The sequence below is a fragment of the Bradyrhizobium uaiense genome, from assembly GCF_010811875.1.
Classification (GTDB): domain Bacteria; phylum Pseudomonadota; class Alphaproteobacteria; order Rhizobiales; family Xanthobacteraceae; genus Bradyrhizobium; species Bradyrhizobium uaiense.
This window is the reverse complement of sequence record NZ_VKHP01000494.1, coordinates 1-1,413: the sequence shown is the minus strand read 5'-3', so window position 1 is coordinate 1,413 and position 1,413 is coordinate 1. Positions and strand designations below refer to the sequence as shown.

The window sequence follows — 1,413 nt, the reverse complement described above, 5'->3', positions numbered from 1 at the left end:
GGCTGGGGTGGGGGCTCTCTCCACGAGTCATATCGCGGAGAGAGCCCCCACCCGGAACGCATCTGACGATGCGTTCCGACCTCCCCCGCAAGCGGGAGAGGTGAAGAAAAAACCGTCTCGTTTGAGGGAGAGATCATGTCGAAATTGCAAGGCAAAGTCGCGCTCGTCTCAGGCTCCGGCCGCGGCATCGGGCGCGCGATTGCGTTGAAGCTCGCGGGCGAAGGTGCGCGCGTCGTGGTCAATGACCTCGATGCCGAGCCGGGCAACGCGGTCGTTGCCGAGATCAAGGCTATGGGCGGCGAGGCGATCGCGGTCAATGGCAGCGTGACGGAAGCAGGCTTTGCCGACCGCTTCGTCGGCGCCGCCATCGAGCAGTTCGGCGGCCTCGACATCATCGTCAACAATGCCGGCTACACCTGGGACTCGACGATCCAGAAGATGTCGGACGAACAGTTCCAGGCGATGCTCGACGTCCACCTCGTCGCCCCGTTCCGCATCCTGCGCGCGGCATCGGAACCGATCCGGGTGATGGCGAAGCAGGAGGCCGAGGCCGGGCGCGAGGTGTTCCGCAAGGTCGTCAACATCTCCTCGATCGCGGGCCTCTACGGCAAGGCCGGGCAGGCGAGCTACTCATCGGCGAAGGCGTCGCTGATCGGGCTGACGCGCACGATGTGCAAGGAGTGGGGCCGCTACAAGGTCAACGTCAATTGCGTCGCGTTCGGCCTGATCAACACCCGCCTGACCCAGCCGATCGAGAGCCAGCAGAAGACCATCGACGTCGCCGGCCGCGACATCAAGGTCGGGGTGCAGCCGCAGATGCTGGAGGCGATGGGCCGCATGATCCCGCTCGGGCGCGGCGGTACACCGGAGGAGGCGGCGGATGCGGTCTATCTGTTCTGCGCTCCGGAATCGAACTACGTCAGTGGTCAGGTGATCGTCGCCGGCGGCGGTCTGCTGATTTGACGATAGCGTTTTCGAGCGAAGTGGGTACCGGTTCGCGTCAAGAAAACGCGTTAAAAAAAGAATGCGTAGCGAGAGCATGATGCACTACCGATCGTCCTGGATGACCGAGGAGCTGGATACCTTCCGTGACCAGTTCCGCAAATTCCTCGCCAAGGATCTGGCGCCGCACGCCGAAAAATGGCGCGCGCAGAAGCTGGTCGACCGCTCGGCCTGGCGCGCGCTCGGCGAGATGGGCGCGCTGCTGCCGAGCGTGCCCGAGGCCTATGGCGGCCTGGGCGCCACCTTCGCCTATGACGCCGCGGTGCTCGATGACCTCGAGAGCGCGGTGCCGGAGCTGACCACCGGTGTTTCCGTCCACAGCGCGATCGTCGCGCATTACATCGTCAACTACGGCTCGGAGGAGCAGAAGCAGCGCTGGCTGCCGAAGATGGCGTCCGGCGAAATGGTCGG

Annotated in this window: 2 protein-coding genes; both read left to right on the top strand. The window is 64.7% G+C overall.

Going from position 1 to position 1,413, the window contains the following annotated elements; genetic code table 11:
- The first annotated feature begins 135 nt into the window (after positions 1-135).
- Positions 136-963 carry an SDR family NAD(P)-dependent oxidoreductase gene (locus FNJ47_RS46055; RefSeq protein ID WP_163163413.1) on the top strand — a complete coding sequence of 276 codons (828 nt, stop codon included), beginning with the start codon at positions 136-138 and terminating at the stop codon, positions 961-963.
- A gap of 79 nt (positions 964-1,042) precedes the next feature.
- The coding region (locus FNJ47_RS46050; RefSeq protein ID WP_163163411.1) for an acyl-CoA dehydrogenase family protein at positions 1,043-1,413 on the top strand (371 nt) is incomplete at its 3' end.

Coding starts and splice junctions, on each gene's coding strand:
- FNJ47_RS46055 (WP_163163413.1), top strand. CDS start 136: ATGTCGAAATTGCAAGGCAAAGTCGCGCTCGTCTCAGGCTCCGGCCGC.